The organism is Sporanaerobacter acetigenes DSM 13106, assembly GCF_900130025.1.
Lineage (GTDB): Bacteria > Bacillota > Clostridia > Tissierellales > Sporanaerobacteraceae > Sporanaerobacter > Sporanaerobacter acetigenes.
In genome coordinates this window covers 122,927-143,054 of sequence record NZ_FQXR01000004.1, presented here as the reverse complement: position 1 = coordinate 143,054, position 20,128 = coordinate 122,927, and the positions used below count along the sequence as shown (strand labels likewise).

Annotated in this window: 18 protein-coding genes; 17 read left to right on the top strand and 1 reads right to left on the bottom strand. The window is 32.7% G+C overall.

Annotation, left to right across the window (positions count from 1 at the left end; genetic code table 11):
- Positions 1 to 2 precede the first annotated feature (2 nt).
- Positions 3 to 1,463 carry an aminotransferase class I/II-fold pyridoxal phosphate-dependent enzyme gene (locus tag BUA21_RS14520; protein WP_132994869.1) on the top strand — a complete coding sequence of 487 codons (1,461 nt, stop codon included), beginning with the start codon at positions 3 to 5 and terminating at the stop codon, positions 1,461 to 1,463.
- Positions 1,464 to 1,493: 30 nt separating this feature from the next.
- On the opposite strand, the gene BUA21_RS04635 is transcribed toward BUA21_RS14520, so the two are convergent.
- Entirely contained in the window at positions 1,494 to 3,296 is a 1,803-nt protein-coding gene (locus tag BUA21_RS04635) for a heme NO-binding domain-containing protein (RefSeq protein WP_072743577.1), read from the bottom strand.
- Positions 3,297 to 3,401: 105 nt separating this feature from the next.
- On the opposite strand from BUA21_RS04635, the gene BUA21_RS04630 reads away from it, so the two are divergent.
- The 16 genes from BUA21_RS04630 to kdd all read left to right on the top strand — a co-directional run bounded on the left by BUA21_RS04630 (position 3,402) and on the right by kdd (position 20,108).
- Entirely contained in the window at positions 3,402 to 4,766 is a 1,365-nt protein-coding gene (locus BUA21_RS04630; RefSeq protein WP_072743575.1) for an N-acetylmuramoyl-L-alanine amidase, read from the top strand.
- Positions 4,767 to 4,919: 153 nt separating this feature from the next.
- Entirely contained in the window at positions 4,920 to 5,189 is a 270-nt protein-coding gene (locus tag BUA21_RS04625) for a Veg family protein (RefSeq protein WP_072743573.1), read from the top strand.
- Between the two features lie 84 nt (positions 5,190 to 5,273).
- Positions 5,274 to 6,083, top strand: a complete 810-nt coding sequence (locus BUA21_RS04620) for a L,D-transpeptidase family protein (RefSeq protein ID WP_072743571.1) — start codon at positions 5,274 to 5,276, stop codon at positions 6,081 to 6,083.
- Between the two features lie 185 nt (positions 6,084 to 6,268).
- Positions 6,269 to 7,126: an agmatinase gene (gene speB, locus BUA21_RS04615; RefSeq protein WP_072743569.1), complete on the top strand. Its 858-nt coding sequence runs from the start codon at positions 6,269 to 6,271 to the stop codon at positions 7,124 to 7,126.
- A 94-nt stretch (positions 7,127 to 7,220) separates the two neighbouring features.
- Complete coding sequence (locus BUA21_RS04610) at positions 7,221 to 8,771, top strand: DUF3794 and LysM peptidoglycan-binding domain-containing protein (protein ID WP_072743567.1); 1,551 nt, start codon at positions 7,221 to 7,223, stop codon at positions 8,769 to 8,771.
- Positions 8,772 to 8,867: 96 nt separating this feature from the next.
- Positions 8,868 to 9,719 (top strand): 4-(cytidine 5'-diphospho)-2-C-methyl-D-erythritol kinase, encoded by an 852-nt coding sequence (ispE, locus tag BUA21_RS04605; RefSeq protein WP_199228843.1) that lies wholly within the window; start codon positions 8,868 to 8,870, stop codon positions 9,717 to 9,719.
- Positions 9,720 to 9,779: 60 nt separating this feature from the next.
- The gene (locus BUA21_RS04600) at positions 9,780 to 9,986 is read left to right on the top strand and encodes a CLC_0170 family protein (RefSeq protein WP_072743566.1); all 207 of its coding nucleotides are present in this window, start codon (positions 9,780 to 9,782) and stop codon (positions 9,984 to 9,986) included.
- A gap of 11 nt (positions 9,987 to 9,997) precedes the next feature.
- A complete protein-coding gene (locus tag BUA21_RS04595) occupies positions 9,998 to 11,464 on the top strand; it encodes a spore germination protein (protein WP_233242534.1) in 1,467 nt (488 codons plus the stop codon).
- Between the two features lie 8 nt (positions 11,465 to 11,472).
- Positions 11,473 to 12,567, top strand: coding sequence for a GerAB/ArcD/ProY family transporter (locus BUA21_RS04590; RefSeq protein ID WP_072743564.1), 1,095 nt, complete (start codon positions 11,473 to 11,475; stop codon positions 12,565 to 12,567).
- 2 nt (positions 12,568 to 12,569) lie between these two features.
- A complete protein-coding gene (locus BUA21_RS04585; RefSeq protein ID WP_072743563.1) occupies positions 12,570 to 13,694 on the top strand; it encodes a Ger(x)C family spore germination protein in 1,125 nt (374 codons plus the stop codon).
- A 94-nt stretch (positions 13,695 to 13,788) separates the two neighbouring features.
- Positions 13,789 to 14,397 (top strand): stage II sporulation protein R, encoded by a 609-nt coding sequence (gene spoIIR / locus BUA21_RS04580; RefSeq protein ID WP_072743562.1) that lies wholly within the window; start codon positions 13,789 to 13,791, stop codon positions 14,395 to 14,397.
- Between the two features lie 78 nt (positions 14,398 to 14,475).
- Positions 14,476 to 15,207 carry a spore cortex-lytic enzyme gene (sleB, locus tag BUA21_RS04575; RefSeq protein WP_072743561.1) on the top strand — a complete coding sequence of 244 codons (732 nt, stop codon included), beginning with the start codon at positions 14,476 to 14,478 and terminating at the stop codon, positions 15,205 to 15,207.
- 11 nt (positions 15,208 to 15,218) lie between these two features.
- Complete coding sequence (gene ypeB, locus BUA21_RS04570) at positions 15,219 to 16,583, top strand: germination protein YpeB (RefSeq protein ID WP_072743560.1); 1,365 nt, start codon at positions 15,219 to 15,221, stop codon at positions 16,581 to 16,583.
- 58 nt (positions 16,584 to 16,641) lie between these two features.
- Positions 16,642 to 17,448, top strand: coding sequence for a glutamate racemase (murI, locus tag BUA21_RS04565; protein WP_072743559.1), 807 nt, complete (start codon positions 16,642 to 16,644; stop codon positions 17,446 to 17,448).
- Between the two features lie 67 nt (positions 17,449 to 17,515).
- A complete protein-coding gene (locus tag BUA21_RS04560) occupies positions 17,516 to 18,904 on the top strand; it encodes a sigma-54 interaction domain-containing protein (protein ID WP_072743558.1) in 1,389 nt (462 codons plus the stop codon).
- A gap of 166 nt (positions 18,905 to 19,070) precedes the next feature.
- Entirely contained in the window at positions 19,071 to 20,108 is a 1,038-nt protein-coding gene (gene kdd, locus BUA21_RS04555) for an L-erythro-3,5-diaminohexanoate dehydrogenase (protein ID WP_072743556.1), read from the top strand.
- The last annotated feature ends 20 nt before the right edge of the window (positions 20,109 to 20,128 follow it).

Sequence of the window (20,128 nt, the reverse complement as noted above, 5' to 3'; positions counted from 1 at the left end):
AAGTGGTATCTAATCAAAACAAAACCCCATTGTTTGATGCACTAAAAGCATATCAAGAGAGAAATGTCATACCTTTTGATGTTCCTGGGCATAAACATGGAGTGGGACTCAAGGAATTTGGGGAATTTGTAGGAAACAAGGTATTGCAAATAGATGTAAATTCTATGAAACCATTAGACAATTTAAATAATCCCATAGGAGTTATAAAGGAAGCGGAGGATTTAGCAGCTGAAGCTTATTGGGCAGACCATTCATTTTTCCTAGTCAATGGGACGACATCTGGAGTACAAGCTATGATCATGAGTGTTTGCGAGCCAGGAGATAAAATAATAATGCCTAGGAATGCTCACAAATCTGCTATAAATGGGCTGATATTAAGTGGTGCTATTCCAGTATATATTCAGCCAGAAATAAATGAAAGGCTTGGAATAGCCATGGGAGTTTCTATTGAAGATGTAGAAAAAGCCATAGCGAGAAATTTTGATGCAAAAGCTATATTTTTGATAAATCCTACTTACTATGGAGCTACTTCTGATATAAAGAGCATAGTTAAAATTGCCCACAAATATGGTATGGCAGTTCTTGTAGATGAAGCTCATGGAGCTCATTTTAGATTCAATGATGAACTTCCCTATGATGCTATTGAATTGGGAGCAGATATGTGTGCTGTAAGTATGCATAAAACTGGAGGCTCCCTTACTCAAAGTTCATTGCTTCTCATAAAAGAAGGTCTAGTAGATGAAAAAACTGTTAGAACTGTACTCAGCTTAACTCAAACCACTAGTGCCTCATACCTTCTCATGGCCAGTTTAGATATAGCTAGAAAAACTTTAGCTATTCATGGTCAGGAACTTCTTTCTGAGACCTTGAGGCTTGCAAGAAAAGCAAGAGAAAAGATAAATGAAATAGACGGATTATATGCTTTTGGAAAAGAACTTATAGGAACTCCAGGAGTATTTAACTTTGATGAAACCAAATTGGGCATAAATGTATCAGAATTGGGTCTTACAGGATTTGAAGTGTACAATATATTGAGAGATGAATACAATATTCAGGTTGAAATGGGGGATGTATTCAATATATTGGCTCTTATAAGTTTTGGAGATAGTGATGAATCTGTAAATGCTTTGGTAGAAGCCTTAAAAGATATTTCTAAAAAATACAGAAAAGATAATTTCAAAATACGTTTTGACAAAATTTCTGTATTGGAAAATCCAGAACTTATCGTGTCTCCAAGGCAAGCCTTTTATAGCAGGAAAAAGATAGTTAAATTAGAAGAAGCAGAAGGTGAAATAAGTGGAGAGTCCATAATGGTTTATCCACCGGGGATACCAATTGTCATACCTGGAGAACGTATTTCAAAAGATATGATAGATTATATAGTTATGCTCAAAAAACAAAATAGTTCACTTCAAGGAACAGAAGATCCAGAAGTAGACTATATAAAAGTGCTAGGTCAATAAAAACCTAGCACTTTTTGTGAATTTATGAGTTTACACAATATATCTTTCTAAATCCTCTCCAAATTGTTCGGAAACTTTCTTGAATTCTTTTATATTTTCAATCATTTTGCTTAACTCTTCCGTATAAGTGACTACATTTGCACTTACTTCTTCTGAAGAAGCAGAGTTTTCTTCTGCAATAGCAGCAAGAGATTCAATATTTGAAGATATAGTATTTAAAGATTTTGTTTCATTGTTCAAATTCTCAATCAAATCAATTATCAAGTTAGATACATTTTGTATAGATGTTACAGTAGTATAATTTTCATTGGCAATACCTGAAAGACTATTGTTTTCTTTTTCAAGAGTAGTATATTGTTCTTCAATTTGTTCTACAAAGCCATCAATTTCATTTATAAAGGTGACTAAATTGTCATTAATGTTTTTTACAGCTTCTTTAGAGCCTTCAGCGAGCTTTCTTATTTCCATAGCAACTACAGTGAAGCCTTGTCCATATTCACCAGCTCTAGAAGCTTCAATACTGGCATTTAAGGCAAGTAAATTGGTTTTATCAGAAATGTTTTCAACAGTTTCCACTATTTTAGTTACATCCTTTGCTCTATTTTGAAGTTTGATACCATTTTCTTTTACTTGTAAAAATTCACCTAGGATATTGTTAAGACTTTTAGAAGTGTCTTGTAAATTTTCATAGCCTTTATTTAGTTTCAAAACTGCTGTTTCTAAATCTTCCTTTCCCACGTTTTCTTTTTCTGTTATATCGTTTAATGAATTCATGCTATCATTTAAAAGTCCTGCAGTCATTTCAGTTTCCTCTGCTTGACTTACAGCACCTTCTGCTACTTGTTCCACAACATTAGATATTTCTCTAGAAGTATAGCCCATATTTGTAGAGATATCATTGAATTTATCTGAAAATACATTTAACTCATCAGTAGTTCCCTTATATCCGACAAAATCCGATTTTATATTTGCTTTTATATTATTGAGTTTTGAATTTATATTTTCAAAGAAATCCTTTGTAGAAATTGTATTTTCAATTGAAATATCTCTATTTTCCATTTCATCAAGGGTCTTATAAATACTTTTTATCGGAGCGAATAGTCCTTTACTTATTAAAAAAGGAACTAAAAATGATAAAGCTAAGGTTGTTGGCAATAGGATATTTTCTTCTACAAATTTTGATAGTATTACATAAGGTATACCTATCAAAAGTAGTGATGCTATTCCTATTTTTGTTTCCACGTTTTTAACAAAGCCAAAAGATAAAGCTTTGTTTAACTTATAGTCTTTGTGCTCGTAAATTTCTTCAGGAAAAGTTATATGTATCTTCATAAAATCTTCAGTTTTTTCTATGGTTTCTATCTCTATTTTTTCATTGTAGAATTCGCTGGCACCTGTGAGCATTCCTTCAAAGTATCCAAACATTCCTCTAGGTGAAGAATATGTCATTAAAGCCTTTTTACTTTCTATTGGTTCAACATGTAGTATAGGAGGTTTTGCTCCTGGAATTCTCTTTGTGACTACTACATGGATATCATACATAGCTCTTAAAAATGAATATAAGTTTTTGTATCTAAAAAAAGCTGGATAATCCAAGGAAAAAGTCAAAACATTATTTCTGCCCATTTCTTTCCATACATCAAAAGATGTTTTATTAGTCTTTTCAGCTATGTAGTCCACAATTCCTATAGAAACTTTGTCATCAATATCTTCCATAGGAGTAAATATCTTGTCTGGACTCATACCATATTTTTTCATGGCTTCATCTGTCAACCCATCTCCATAGATATTTCTGCAAGTTTTTATCCAAGCAGATACTATTGTACCCTTCATGTAAAATACCCCCTTTTTGTGACAATATAATTATACCACAATATTCACTTATACAATCTAAATTTCATAAGATATATTAATACCGGTTTAAAAAGGGGGAATTTTATGTTTTATATAGAAAAACAAGAAGTTTTCCAAAAACCCCTTGAAGAGATAATTGAGAAATTGCTTCCCTCACAGATTGATATAGATTTTCATATAGAGTGTCTAAAGGCACAAGCTGTTATCGCAAGGACTAATATGGTTAGAGAGTATTTGAAAATTGATAAATCCAATTCTGTTTATAGTTCTTATAGATTTTACTCTGAATGGGAACTTAAAGAAATGTGGAGTGAGAAATATATTGAAAATATTGAAAAGATAAAAAAGGCTGTTGAGGAGACGAAAGGACTTGTTATAACTATGGAAGGTAAACCTATAATGGCCAGATACCATGATACTTGTGGAGGAAGCACGGAAAATTCAGAAAATGTCATAAAAAATGAAGTCAATTATCTAAGAAAAGTGCTTTGTCTTTATTGTCAAAACTCACCCAATTTAATAGAAGAAAAAGATTTTTCCATTGAAGATATTGAAAATGCACTAAAAGTCAAATTTCATTTAGACAATCCTTATTCTAAAGGAGAAATAAAGGGGTTTTTTGAGGATATTGTAAGAGATGAAGAAAATAGAGTATTGAGTATAAATGTAGGAGGAAAAGTTTTTAGCGGTAAGGAAATAATGGAGGGACTTCATTTGAATTCGACAAGATTTTATATGACTCCCCTATATCTAAGATTTACTTCAAAGGGAAAAGGTGATGGACTTGGACTTTGTCAATATGGTGGGAACGAGCTTGCCAATAGAGGATATTCTTTTCTAGATATACTTAAGTATTATTATACTGGAGTAAAGATAGAAAAATATTCTCTTCCAGGTATAGCAAATCCTCTTTATGGGAAAACTATAATGATAGATCCGGGTCATGGTGGAAAGGACTTTGGTCATATGGGAGAATTGGGCTCAAAAGAAAAAGATATTGTTCTTGAAGTAGCAAAAATATTGAAAGAAGAATTAGAAACATTGGGTGGAGAAGTTTATCTTACGAGGGAAATGGATGAAGAAGTGCTTTTGAGCAAGAGATCAGAAATGGCCAATAGAATTCGACCAGATTTTTTTATTTCACTTCATATGAATTATTTTCCTAAGTCAAATATGAAAGGCTGTGAAATATATTGTTTTGGGGAAGATGCAGAAGGTAGAAAAATGGGGGAAATTCTACTTAAAAATTTAGAAGAAATTGGCGTAGTAAACAGAGGAGTGAAGGAAGGAAATTTTTATCTTTTAAAGAGCATAGGTGTAAATACCATGCTGATAGAACTTGGGTTCTTATCTAATCTGGAAGAAGAAAAATGTTTTTTAGAAGAAAATTTTATAAAAAAGTTGTCTTATGGTATAACATTGGGCATTTTAGAATATTTTGAATATTAGTTTTTGCTTTTTTACAATTGACAAGTAGATGCATTAGTAGTATAATAATTTATTTGACAAAAAGGACAACTCATGTTATAATTTCAATTATGAGTGTCCCTTGCACTCCTTCTAACCCCTATTGAGGGGAAAAATTTAGGGAAGGTGATAACTTTGTTAGAAAAGAATTCTTTGACTAAGATTAAAAAGGATGTAGAAGATTCAGTGGGGAAGAAGGTCATATTGAAGGCTAACAAAGGCAGAAAAAAAACTACTGTACGGGAGGGAATATTGGAAAGTGCATATCCAAGTATATTTGTCGTAAAGATTTCGAATCAATATGACAGCGTTAGGAGAGTATCGTATACCTATTCAGATATATTGACAGAAACTGTTGAAGTAACTATATGTGATGGAGAAGAAAGAAAAATAAGCATTTGTTAGAATAAAAAGCAGCTTTGCTGCTTTTTTTCACTTTATTTTTGTGATATAATTAGTAAAAACTACAGAGGACAAGGTGATGATGTTTTGAAAAAGAAGGGAGTTATCGTTTTATTTGCTGTAATCACGACAATTTCTAGTATTGTCTTAATAGAATATAACTTTGGAGAAAAGGAACAAGCTACAGCTGTAGATAGTACAAAAATGGAAGATGATATTATTATTACAACCAATAGATCTTCAGAAAAAGAGGAAAGAATCAAAAGAAAAATAGAAACAAAATATGAAGGGGAAGCACTAAATACTTCAGAAAAAGATGGGAAGATAAAAATCCACAGTGAAAAAGATGAAGAAAGCAGAACTATTGCTGTACTAGATAATTATGAAAAATTAGAGTTATTGGAAACACTTCCATTTGGCTGGTTTAAAGTCAAATTAAAAGATGGACAAATAGGATACGCTGATTCTAGGTATGTAAGAACCAGAGCCATACCTCCACATAAATATGATGAAAATTCTTCAGATTGGTTCATAAAATTTGATGAATCGGATCAAACTATATACATATACAATGAAGGAGAACTTATACTAGAAAATGAAGGTTCCAGTGGGATTTGGGACTCATTTACACCTAAAGGAATTTTTGAAATTGAAAAGGATAGAAGAGGGGAATGGGCCTATGTACCTAGATTTCAGCAAGGAATGAAATACTGGGTAGGATTTAAAGGTTCATATCTTTTTCATTCAGTTCCATTCACAGAGGATGGAAGGATTATAGAAGAAGAAGCTAAGAAATTAGGAGAACCTTCTAGCCATGGCTGTATAAGACTTCCTATTGCAGTGGCTAAATATATTTATGACAATGTTCCTGATGGCTCGATAGTTGTTATAGAATGAAAAAATACCGACCTTAACAGTCGGTATTTTTAAAAATAGGGAAATGAGCTTGCTAAAAGCACGCTCTTTACGGGGAAGAAAGACCACTTGGAAGTCTTTCACAATGGATATTATATATGAATATAGTAAAAGTTGTAAATAGGTCTTTAGTATTGTTTTAAAATATAATAGGGAGATGGTTTATTGTGGATAAAGCTAAAAATGTTCACACTTTTTTAGGGCTTGATAGTGATTATGAAGAAGCAAAGATTGTAGTTTTTGGAGCACCTTTTGATGGTACAACATCTTTTAGGCCTGGGACTCGTTTTGCATCTTCGGTTATGAGAAATGAGTCCTATGGTCTTGAAATGTACAGCCCTTATTTAGATAAAGATTTAAAAGACACCAAAATTTGCGATGTAGGAGATTTAGTTTTACCTATAGGGAATACAGAAAAGAGCATGGAAGTCATAAAAGAATTTGCCAAAGAGATAGTAGAAGATGGAAAGATTCCTATGATGATAGGAGGAGACCATTTGGTTTCATATCCAGCTATTGAAGCGGTATATGAAAAACATAAAGATATATATGTGCTTCACTTTGATGCTCACACAGATCTTAGAGATACTTTTTTTGGAGAAAAGCTTTCCCATGCAAATGTATTGAGAAGAACTTGGGACTTTTTGGGAGACGGAAGAATATATCAGTTTGGTATTCGTTCAGGAGATAGAGAAGAATTTCTTTGGGCAGAAGAACACACTCATTTGACAAAGTTTAACTATGATGGCTTGGATGAAGTTGTGGAAAAACTCAAAGAAAAGGCTGTATATGTGACTATAGATATCGATATTTTAGATCCATCAGTAGTTCCTGGAACTGGAACGCCAGAACCAGGTGGTATAAGCTTTAAAGAAATGTTAGACATACTTTCTAAAATAAACAAATTAAACAATATAGTAGGTGCAGATTTGGTTGAATTGGCTCCGCATTATGATCCAACAGGGGTAAGTAGTGCAGTAGCGTGTAAAATATTCAGAGAGTTGGCCTTGGTAGTTCATAAATAAACTTTTAAATATCCTCCTATTTAGTAATATTTTCAGGGCTTTAGACATATATTTTTTCATAGAATATATAATTGGATAAATAGGGGGGATAGGAGTGACAATAGAACTAGTTAAAGATATATTGAAAGTAGAGGAGTTAAAAGGTAAAAACGAAGTTCAAGTATTAGTTGAAACAGAAATATATCTAAATCAAACTAAAGCTAGTTTAGAAAAGATATTGTGGACTGATGGAAAAGTAGAAATCATGAATACCAAGATAGTTAAAGATAAAATGGTAGTGAGCGGTATTGTGAATTTCAATATTGTCTACAAAACAAAAGAAGAAAATATACCAATAGAGACGGTGGAGACAACCAGTGATTTCAGAGAAGAGATAGAAATGTCCGACATAGATGAAGAAATGATGGGAAAAGTTAGTGCTCGTATAGAACATATAGAATATGACGAAGTGGATGAAAGAAAAATAGTATTAGAGGCCTTGATAAATATCGAAGCAAGAGTGGAAAATACCAAGACCATAGAAATTGTCAAAGATATAAAAGGTGGAGAGGGTCTTGAAGTTTTAAAAGAAAAGATAAGATACAATTGTCTTTTAGGCTCTAGTGATTCCTATGCAGTAGTAAGAGATGCTTTTGAACTAAGAGGTACCTTGCCAGATATTGAGGAAGTATTAAAACTTGATTTAACTTCTTATGAAGTAGAATCTAAAGTAGTTGAAGACAGAATTATAGTTTCAGGAATAGTAGAAGCTTCTTTTGTATACTATGGGGGAGGAAAATTAAATTCTTTAAAAAGAGAAGTAGCTTTTAACCATTTTGTAGATATAGAAGGAGCCAAAAAAGATTCGAATTGTCAGCTAAAATTAGAAGTAGTTAATGGAGAATATGAAATAAAAGAAGATTTAGAAGGAAAACTTAGAGTATTGGATTTAGAAGCAAAAGTTAAAGTTGCTGGAAAAGTATATGAGCAAAAACAAAAAGAAATTGTATTAGATGCTTATTCTACAAAAAAGAAGATAAATATTCAAAATGAAGAAATAGAAGTAATTGAAAATGTAAAAGATATCCATCAAAAAGAAACTATAAAGGGAAAATTAAAGGGAATGGGTTTCGGAGAAATTTATCATATAGAGGGAAATCCAATATTGATAGATAGCAAGATTATAGAAGATAAAATAATACTTGAAGGCCTCATTTCATTAAAGCTTCTCTACCTTGAAACTGGCGTCAAGGAAATAAAAACTATAAAAGAAGAAATTCCATTTAAGACTTATATAGAATCAGAAGGTATAGATGAGACTATGAGTCCATTGGTAGAACTAATTTTAGAAGATATAAATTATAAAATAATTGATGAACAAAGTATAGAAGTAGAAGCAAACATTGACAATTTCATCTTTTTAAATAGGCAGAGAAAAGTAAATATAGTCCTTGATTTAGAGGAAACAGATGAGCTTGTAGACAAAAGCAAAAGACCGAGTATCACTGTATATATAGTGCAAAAAGGTGATTCTCTTTGGGATATAGCTAGAAGGTACAATACTACAGTTGAAGAAATAGTACTTTCAAACAATATAGTATCACCTGATCATTTGATGCCTGGTGAAAAAATCATCATAGAAAAAATAGTTGACAATAGTTTTTAGCCTTTAGATATTCTAAAGGCTTTTTTTTGTTTCTCATTAATCGTCTCTATGATATAATACTATATTGTGAAAACCTAAAACAAAAGGAGAAAAGAAATGAATGAAATTCAGATAGAAGCTTATGGAAAAGTAAATATTTCTCTAGATGTAATAGGAAAGAGAAAAGATAATTATCATGAAATAGAAACTATTATGCAACAGATAGATTTAAAAGATATTTTGACTATTAGAGACAGAAAAAATGAAATAAAAATCGAATGCAACAATTCTCTGGTTCCTTTAGATTCATCAAATATAGTACATAAGGCCTTTAGAGTTTTAAGTGAAAAGTGTCATGTAAAAAGAGGAGCTCATATAATCATAGAAAAAAATATTCCTGTGGCAGCAGGACTAGCAGGAGGAAGTGCAAATGCAGCTGCAACACTTAAAGGGCTAAATAAGCTTTGGAATTTAAATTTAACAGAAGCTGAACTTATGGACATAGGAGTTCATATAGGTGCCGATGTTCCATTTTGTATCATGGGAGGAACTGCACTGGCAAAGGGAATTGGAGAAAAACTTGAAAAATTGGATAGTTTCAAAGATCATATGCTATTACTTGCCAATCCAGGTATAGAAGTTACATCTAGCCATGTCTACAGCGTATTTGATGTAGAAAATATAAAAAATAGGCCTCAAACAGATACACTTCTCAAAGCTATACAAAAAAATGACATATATACTGTTTCAAAAAATATGGTCAATGTATTAGAACAAGTAACTTGTAAGGAATATAAAGAAATTGAAAAAATCAAAGAAGATATGATAAAATGTGGAGCACTGGGTAGTCTCATGAGCGGTAGCGGGCCTACTGTATTTGGCTTCTTTGACGATGAAGATAAATTATACAATTGCAAAAGAATATTGGAAAAAAGAATAGAAAAAGTTTTCATTGCTAGAACTATTTGAATAAAATTCCCACTTCTTGTAGAACATATAATTATGGATCTACTGAAAGGAGTGGGAATTTTGTTTTTTGGAATTAGAGAAATGTTAAAACATATATTTGGTATTTATTTGCTATTAGCTATAGTATTTATATGTTTATGCATATTTCTAGTAGATATACCCAGACTTAAAAAAGATAAATTCAAAAGAGAAGCCAATATGGCAAAGTGCATAGGAATTTTCTATATTGTTGTAAGTCCCATACTATATATTTTATTTAGACAATGAGGAGGCTTAAAATGGACTTAAATGTAGGAAAGGTAAAAGAAATACTTAAAGATTGTGACGATGTAGTATACAGGGATTTTAAGGTGGGAGTGAAACAAAATTTCTCTTTATGTATAGTTTATGTAGATGGACTCATAAACAAAGAAAGCGTAAGCGATTTTGTATTGGAATCTCTCATGGAAGGAGCAAGGGGTCTAGAACCTACCCCAAAGGGAATAAAGGACAATCTCATTGAACTGATAACCAAAGGAAATATCTCAATAACTGAAATAGAAGAAGTATCAACTATAGAAGAAACTATAGATGCAATTCTTTCAGGTGAAACAGCTCTTTTTATAGATAAATACGACAAGGCAATTATACTATCTTCAAGAGGATGGCCTACAAGAAGTATCAATGAATCTCAATCTGAAACCGTAGTGAGGGGTCCTAGAGATGCCTTTACAGAAACTTTAAAAGTAAATATTACACTCATAAGAAGACGAATCAAAGATCCAAATTTGAAGGTCAAAATGGTCAAAATAGGTCGAAGGTCAAAGACCGATGTGGCTGTTATGTACATAGAAGATATTGTAAATGATGGCATTTTAGGAGAAGTTTTCACTAGGTTAGGAAAGGTAGATGTAGATGCTATTGTAGAAAGTGCTATATTGGAAGAGCATATACAAGATGATTATTATTCGCCTTTTCCTCAAATAGAAAATACAGAACGTCCAGATTCTGTAGCAGCTTCACTATACGAAGGTAGAATAGCTTTAGTTGTAGACAATACACCATCAGTGTTGGTAGTTCCTGCAACTATAGGAACAATCATGCAATCCAGTGAAGATTATTATACAAGATGGGTCGTAGCAGGTATAACTAGGATTATTAGATATATTGCGGCAGCTGTAGCTGTATTGGCCCCAGGACTTTACATAGCAGTTACATCTTTTCATCCAGGATTATTACCTACAAGACTTGCTTTTTATGTAGCAGGAACTAGAGTCAATGTACCTTTTCCAGCGGTAATAGAAGCTTTTTTGATGGAAATAACTATAGAATTTTTAAGAGAAGCAGGTACTAGAATATCAGGACCCATTGGAACTACAATTGGAATTGTAGGAGGTCTTATCATAGGGCAGGCAGCAGTAGAAGCAGGAATAGTGAGTCCCCTCATGATCATCATAGTAGCTGTAACTACTGTAGCTTCCTTTACTATTCCCAGCTATGAATTTGCAGCAGCTCTTAGATTTTATAGATTTTTTGTCATGGTATTAGCTTCCATATTGGGCCTTTACGGAATAATGCTTGGAATCATACTTATGCTTACGCATTTAGCTGATTTAAACAGTTTTGGTATTCCATTTACTTCACCTTTTTCAGGATTAGGGCTTAATACTGGAGATTTAAAGGATGTATTGGCTAGGGTACCTATGAGTAGAATGAGGTATAGACCAACATTTACATATCCCAAAGATAAAAAAAGGATTAAATAGGTGATTATATGGAAAGGAAAAATAGAATATCTAATGGTCAATTGGAAGCACTTATTTTGACTATTGCCATAGGTGTAGGAGTACTATCTCTTCCAAATGTTTTAGCCAATATTCTAGGCAATGATGGATGGATCATAATAATCGTTGGAGGGCTTGTTACCTTACCTTTTTTATACATAATGTATAAATTAAACAAGATGTTTCCTGGAGAAGTCTATTTTGAATATGGGAAAAAAATAGTGGGTACTACTTTGTTTGATGTATTCAATATACTTTATATCATATTCTATATATTTATGCTGGCCTTTGAAGTCAGAGTTTTTGCTGAGGTCATCAAAGCTTTTTTACTTGACAGAACTCCAACAGAAGTCATCATAATCACAATGTTACTTGTTTCTTCATATATAGCAAGAAAAGATTTTGGAGCTATAGGGAGGATGGCAATCATACTTATATTTATAGTTGGAACAATCATGTTTATATTTACCATTTTAGCACTTCCAACTATGGACTATACAAATATATTTCCACTCTTTAGGATAGGTCTTGGTGATATAAAAAATATACTTAAAGGTCTTGGATATATTTCTTTTAGCTATGTTGGATTTGAAATAATACTTATAGCTATGGCCTACATAGAAAAACCAAAAGATTCATTAAGATATAGCATAAAAAGTATTTTTTATATAACAATTATTTATTTAATTACATTTTTTATATCTCTCGCCCAGCTTGGAATTTATGATACTAAAAGACAAGTTTGGCCAATGTTGTCCATAATGAGAGAAATAGAACTTCCTGGATTTTTTATAGAAAATTTAGATGCCCTTGTCATGTCGGCCTGGGTATTGGTTGTCTTTGGTACTATCGGTCCCATAATGTATATAAGCGGAATTATATTGAAAAGTATATTCAATACAAAAAGACATGATTTTTTTATATTGCCTTTAATTCCAATAGTATATATTATATCTCTCATCCCACAAAATTTAAGTCAAGTATATAGTCAAATAGATACTATGTCTAAAATATTGGGAACTTTCACATTGTTTATATGTCCAACAATGCTATACATAATAGCTCGTTTAAGGAAGGATGGTTAGATATGAAAAGATTTTTAATGATATTCTTAATATTTACAATGATATTCTTAAGCGGATGTTGGGATTCAATTGAAATAAATGAGAGAAATTTTGTCACTCTTTCGGGAGTAGACTTAAACAAAGATCCGGATGAAGAAGGAAGATATGTGATTACCTATGTTTATCCCAATATAGGAGCTGTGGGAAAAAATCCATCACAAAAAGAAGCTAAATTTGTCAAGTCTACAGTTGCTGAAACAGTTTTTGATGGAAGCAGACAACTGACAACTAGGATAAACAATCCATTTTTTTTCAAACATTTGAAAGTAATAGTCATTGGAGAAGAATTGTTCAAAGAACCAGAAATGATAAAAGAATTTTTTGATGGAATAAATAGAGATCCTAGAATCAATACCAAAGCAATGGTTGTAGTGGCTCAAGGAACTGCAAAGGATGTAGTGAGTACAAAGATGGAGGAGTTGGCAGTTATAGGAGGATATTTAAACAGTATGCTTCAAAATGATAGTGTTGCGGCAAGATTTACTTCTCAAACCTTTTCAGAGGTCATAAAAGATTTTGATTTTTGTGGTTCAACTATAGTTCCTAGAGCTGTGCCTAAAAAAAATGAATTTAAATTGTCTGGGGGAGCAGTTTTAAAAGACTATAGACTTGTAGGATGGGTAGGGGAAAAAGAAAATAGGGCTATTGCATTAGCTAGAAACAAAGTTAAGTCTGAAATAATAGACATACCTTACAATGGTACAGTTGTCTCCTATGTCATAACTAATGTTATTTCTAAAAAACGAGTGAGTGAAACAGGAGGAAAAATAAAAGTAGATTTAAACATTTCTACTGTAGGATATATTCAGCAATGTCCAAATGGCAAGAAAGAAGATGTTTTTAGTCAACAATTTATTGATAAAGTAGAAGAGAAGATATCAGAAACCATAAAAAAGGAAGTAGAAAATTCAGTGGTCAAATTGCAAAAAAAATACAATGCAGATGCTATAGGAATAGCTGAATATATATATAAGTTCAAACCAAATTTATGGGAAAAAGTGAATGAGGATTGGGATGAAGTGTTTCCCAATTTAGACATAAATGTAATTGTAGATACTAAAATAAGAAGGGCTGGTCTTACGAGGTGAATATGAGAAAAATATGAATAAAAAAATGTTTTTGGTCAATACTTACTAATAAATAGAAACAGATAAAAAGGACAAGACTTTGAGGAGGATAGAAATGAAAGAAAAAAAACTTATTCTCATATTGTCACTGTTTATCATCACGATGGTATATATAGTTTACCCCTATGAAAACATACATACTTCAAATGAGATGGATATAAAAAAGGAAGTCATCAGATTTCATGTTATAGCCAATAGCGATTCTCCTGAAGACCAAGAACTGAAACTCAAAGTAAGGGATGAAATACTATCAGAGGTTGGAGAAAAATTTGGAGATTCTTCAAGCATAGAAGAGTCTAGAAGTATCATAGAGAAAAATATGAAAGGAATAAAGCACATTGCGGAAGAAGAAATTAAGAGGCAAGGAAAAGATTATGGCGTAAGGGTGATTTTAGGCAAAGACACATTTCCCACTAAGAGTTATGGAAAATTAACACTTCCAGCAGGAGAGTATGAAGCACTCAAAGTAATTATAGGAGAAGGAAGAGGGAAAAATTGGTGGTGCGTCATGTTTCCACCTCTATGTTTTGTAGATATAAATCATGGAGTTTCTGCTACAAGTGAATTAAATACTGTAGAGAACAGTCAACAAATAAGACCAAAGTCAAAAATTGTGGAGCTGTTTCAGAAAACCAAAATACAAATAGTAAGGATGTTAGAATAAACATCCTTTTTTCTTGCATAAAAACTTTTATTTTACAAAAAATAAAGTCATAAATAAAATGAAAGGAGGATTTACCATTTGAAGAAGAAAGTATTTATAGGGACTATAATCATATTACTTATTGTTTCAATATTTACTTTTTATGAACCTGCAAAAAAACAATTAGAAACTTCAGCTAGTTATGATTATTATCAATCCTCTAGAACATTGTATTGGGGCAGTAGGGGGCAGGATGTAAAAAATGTTCAATGGAAACTTAGAAATTGGAAATATTATGATGGGAAAGTAGATGGAGTATATGGAGCTAGAACCTATAGAGCTGTCAGAAGATTTCAAAAGAAAAATGGACTTAAAGTAGATGGAGTAGTAGGAGAGGGCACGGCTAGGGCTATGGGGCTATCCTTAGCCACTACTTCAAGGGCTGCGGCTAGGAAGACATCTACTGCAGGTATCAATAGAAAAGATGATGTCTATCTACTTGCAAGGGCAATTCATGGGGAAGCAAGAGGAGAGCCTTATGTAGGGAAAGTAGCTGTAGGAGCAGTTATACTCAATAGAACTAGGCATCCTTCTTTTCCAAATACAGTAGCAGGAGTTATATATCAGCCCCTAGCTTTTACAGCTGTAGCAGATGGTCAAATAAATATGGCTCCTGGAAAAGATTCTATAAAAGCTGCCAGAGATGCACTAAATGGTTGGGATCCTACTTATGGTTGTACCTACTATTGGAACCCAGCTACAGCTACTAGTCGCTGGATATGGTCAAGAAAAGTTGTACTTAAAATAGGTAAGCACTGGTTTGGAAGATAGGAGGTGAAAATGTGAGAGATAAAAGATGGATACTTCCAACCATACTTAGTATCGCCCTTGTAGTATCAATAGTTTGGGGGTACAATCAATTAACTGATAAAAGACAATTACAGACGAATTTAACTAATGATTATCAGAGGCTTTTTTATGATGCCAAAAAACATGTGGAAAATGTACAGGTATCTTTATCGAAAGCTTTGGTTTCAGAATCCAGAGAACAAAATGTGCTACTGCTTTCTCAGATAATGAATGAGGCTTATTCTGCCCAAGATAAGCTTTCTCAATTGCCAGTGACTCACTCGGAAATTGCCAAAACAGAAAAGTTTCTGACTCAAGTGGCAGATTACAGTTTTTCACTTATGCAGTCTCATTTAGATGGAGAAGAGTTAACAAGCAAGCAAAGAGAGGCACTATTTAAGCTGCAAGAAGGCTCTGCAAATTTCAACGGTGAATTGTCAGCTCTCCATGACAAAATATTAGAACAAAACTTTACTGTGGAAAATACTAAAGGAAGACAGAAAAATAAACTAGAAGAAGCAAATAAAAAGATGTTTGCTACAAGTTTGGGAAGCATAGAAAAACAAATGGGAAAGGCACCAGAACTTATATATGATGGACCCTTTTCAGATCAAGAGTTAAATAAAAAACCAGTTGGACTCGGGAACAAGAAGTTTACCCAAAGTGAAGCTGAAAAGGTGGCAAGGGATTTTTTAGGCAATAAAAAAATAGACAAAGTAACTCCTTTTGAAAAAGGTCAAGACATTTCTACAGCAAGAATTCCATCCTATACTTTTAGTATTCTTCCTAAAAACACTCCAAAAGAAATGGCTATATATATTGGAGTCAGTGAAGCAGGAGGAAAAGTTGTATGGATGGCTAATCCTAGAGGAGTTTCAAATGTAAATATTTCAGCTAAACAAGCAGAAGAAAGAGCAGCGAAATTTCTTAAAGAAAAAGGATATCAAGATATGGAACCCAATTATTCTCTAAAATATGATGGAACAATGTTATTTAACTTTGCTTACAAACAAGATGAGGTCACTATATATCCAGATCTTGTGAAAGTTAAAGTGGCATTGGACAATGGAGAAATAGTAGGATTTGATTCTTCTACTTACTTGATGAATCACAAAGATAGAAATATTGAAAAGCCTTCCTTGACAAAAGAAGAGGCAAGAAAAAAAGTAAGAGTTGATTTTGATATAAATAGCATAAGGCTTGCTATGATTCCAAAAGGAAGCAAGGAGCTCTTATGTTATGAATTCAAGGGAAAATACAAAGATTCAGATTTTATCATATATATAAATGCAATGAGTGGAAAAGAAGAACAAATACTTCAAATAATCAAAGATGAAAATGGTACTCTCACCTTCTAAAAATAAGTTGTAAATTCCCCCTTTTATCTATACAATATAATAAAAGGGGGAATTTTTTATGGACAATAGACCAATTGGAGTATTTGATTCAGGTATAGGTGGACTAACGGTTTTAAAAGAAATTGTAGAACAGCTTCCAGGAGAAGATGTAATATATTTTGGAGATACAGCTAGAATTCCCTATGGAACCAGATCTAGAGAAACAGTCATAAAATATTCTTTTCAATGCATAAGATTCCTCTTAAGCAAAGATATAAAGGCTATAGTCATTGCTTGCAATACTGCTAGCGCCATGGCATTGGAAGAAGCCAAAAAAGTATTTGAAATACCAATATTGGGAGTCATTGAGCCTGGAGCCAACGCAGCTGTATCAGCTACAAAAAACAATAAAATTGGAGTTATAGGTACTACAGGTACAATAAATAGCGAAGCTTATCAAAGAAAAATAAGAAGAATTCATCCAAACTTAGAAGTCATAGGTATTTCTTGTCCACTATTTGTTCCTATAGTTGAAGAGGGTTGGGAAGATTCAGATGTAGCCAATATGACAGCAGAGAAATATCTTCAAGAATTAAAAGAACACGATACAGATACCCTGGTACTTGGATGTACTCATTACCCAGCTTTAAGGTATACTATTGGAAAAGTCATGGGTGACAGGGTTACATTGGTAAATCCAGCATATGAAACTGCCCAAAGTACAAAAATTCTTCTCAAAGAAAATGGATTGCTTTCTGAAAAAATTGATGGAGGAAAATATGAATTTTATGTAAGCGATGATCCGGAAAAATTTAGAAGAATTGGTGGAAATATATTGAGAAAGGAAATATCTACCATACAAAAAGTAAATATAGAACTACTATAGGCACTTAATAGTGCCTAATATTTGGCTATTGGTGCCAAAAATCAGGCGTCATAAAAGGAGGGAAAATATGAATGATGTTTTCATAAGAGAAAATATTTATGAAATACTAGACTATTTAGACGAAGGCATCCACATCATTGACAAAAATGGAAGAATAGTCTACTACAACAGATTTGCCCAAACAATTGACGATATAGATAGGGATAGGGCCAAAGGAAGGCATATTTTAGAGATATATCCATCTCTATCAGAAGAAACAAGTACACTTCTTATAGTCATGAAAACTGGAGAGCCTATATTGAATGTAGAGCAAACTTTCATAAATTATAAAGGCAAAAAAATAACAACTATAAACTCTTCTATCCCCATAAAATCTAAAGGCAAAGTAGTTGGAGCATTAGAAATCTCTCGGGATATAACTCAAGTCAAGAAAATGTCAGAAACCATAGTAGATCTCCAATCAAAACTCTATAAAAACAGTGAAAAAAAGAACAAAGATGACAAAGAAAAAGGCAAATACAATTTCATAGACATAATAGGCGAAAATAAAAAGATGCTAGCTCTAAAGTCATTGGCTCTAAAGGCTTCTGATGCAGATGCTCCAGTTCTCATATATGGGGAAACAGGTACCGGTAAAGAATTGTTTGTCCATTCTATTCACAATGCTAGTTCCAGAAAATATGGGCCTTTTATAGCTCAAAACTGTGCAGCACTTCCATCCAATTTGCTGGAAGGAATATTATTTGGAACAGTAAAAGGAGGGTTCACAGGAGCAGAAGATAGACAAGGACTCTTTGAATTAGCTAATGGAGGTACTTTATTTCTTGATGAAATAAATTCTATGCCATTAGAGCTTCAAGCAAAGCTTTTAAGAGTCCTTCAAGATAGCTCTATAAGGCGAGTAGGAGGCACAAAGACTATAGACATAGACACTAGAATTATTGCTGCAACCAATATTCCACCAGAAGAAGCTGTAAGAGAAAAAATTCTTAGAAAAGACTTGTACTATAGATTAAATGTAGTAAATCTTGAAATACCTCCACTACGAGAAAGAAGAGATGATATTCCTGTTCTTACAAAATATTTTATTGACAAATTAAATATGAAATTGAAAAAGTCTGTTAAAGAAGTATCAGGAGAAGTAATGGAAATATTTCTTTCCTATGAATGGGAAGGAAATGTCAGAGAACTTGAAAACACTATAGAAGGAATAATGAGTTTATATGATGTAGAAACTATAGAAGTAAAACATTTGCCACAAAAATTTAAAAAACATAGGGACGAACAGAAAAAAGGTGAAGATGTATCCCTTACAGAATTGCTTGAGGAAACAGAAAAATGTATAATACTTGAAACCCTTGAAAAAACTCATTGGAATATAACTCGTTCTGCTGAAAAACTTAAACTTCCAAGGCAAACTCTTCAATACAAAATAAACAAATATAAACTCAAGTAGTGCCGAAAAGCTGGCAGATGTGTTTATTTTTTATCAAAGTTTCAAACTGTATTTCACTGAGAACCTTGAAAAATACAGTTTTTATCTAATTTTGTCAAGTTGGCACATAAATTGCATTAATATAAATTGACAATGAAAAGACAAAAATTTAGAGGAGGAATGCAATATGAAAAAAGGATGTCCATACGGAACACATAGAGTTATAGAACCAAAGGGAGTATTGCCACAACCGGCATTAAAAATCGACAATGATATGGAGATTTATGACAATGAAATTCTTATTGATGTTCAAACTTTAAATGTTGACTCAGCAAGCTTTACACAAATAAGAGAACAAGCTAATGGAGATGTAGAAGAAATCAAGAAAATTATGAAGGGAATTGTAGCAGAAAGAGGAAAACATCAAAATCCAGTTACAGGTTCAGGTGGAATGCTTATAGGAACAATTGAAAAAATTGGACCAGCTCTTGAAGGAAAGACTGATCTTAAAGTTGGAGATAAAATAGCTACATTGGTTTCACTATCATTGACACCACTTAGAATTGACGAAATACTCGAAGTTAGACCAGAAATAGATCAAGTAGATATAAAGGGAAAAGCTATATTATTTGAAAGCGGAATTTATGCAAAGATTCCTACAGATATGCCAGAAAACCTAGCATTATCAGTATTAGACGTAGCAGGGGCACCAGCTCAAACTGCAAAATTAGTTAAACCTGGAGATACAGTTGTAGTTCTTGGAGGAACTGGAAAGTCAGGAATGCTTTGTCTATATGAAGCAAAGAAGAGAGCTGGAGTTACAGGAAAGGTTATCTGCATAGGTTCACGTGATAAGACTATAGAAAGAGTTAAAAATGCAAATTTGGCAGATGTATATATTAAGGCAAATGCAACAGATGCAGTTGAAGTAATGAACAAAGTAGCAGAAGCTACAAATGGAGAAATGGCAGATATTCTTATAAACGTAGTTAATATTCCAAACACAGAAATGTCAAGCATTCTTGCAACTAAAGACAATGGATTGGTATATTTCTTCAGTATGGCTACAAGCTTCACAAAAGCAGCTCTAGGTGCAGAAGGAGTAGGAAAAGACGTAACTATGATTATGGGAAATGGATACACTAAAGGACATGCTGAAATATCACTACAAATCATGAGAGAGAGTGAAGCTCTTAAAAAGATATTTGAAGAATTGTATGCATAGATAAAATTAAACCTATCAAA